The organism is uncultured Dokdonia sp. (assembly GCF_947492815.1).
Lineage (GTDB): Bacteria > Bacteroidota > Bacteroidia > Flavobacteriales > Flavobacteriaceae > Dokdonia.
On record NZ_CANLOB010000121.1, the window covers coordinates 1 to 290 of the forward strand.

The following is a 290-nucleotide window of genomic DNA, read 5'->3' on the forward strand; positions in this document are numbered from 1 at the left end:
TAATACACAACCGTAAGGTTGGTATCTCCCGCAGTAATCTCTGCATCTACATTTGATAAAACAAAGGCATCAAAAACTCCATCATTATCATCATCACACACTTCTAAATCTGCTGGAACAACAGCTACAGGTAGTAAAAACACTTCTATACGTAAAGGTTCTGTTGAAAAACAACCTGTAATATTATCGGTTACCCTTGCAAATACAATCTGAGGAGTTATGGTATTAGTAAATGCTGTTGGATCAGGAATCGAAGCATCGGCTGTATTGGCTCCAGCTAAAGTAAGGTG

At 38.3% G+C, this 290-nt stretch carries 1 protein-coding gene; it reads right to left on the reverse strand.

Annotated elements, in window-relative coordinates:
* Positions 1 to 290, reverse strand: a 290-nt coding sequence (locus tag Q1A01_RS23785) for a hypothetical protein (RefSeq protein WP_299686097.1), incomplete at both ends; no start/stop codon positions are given.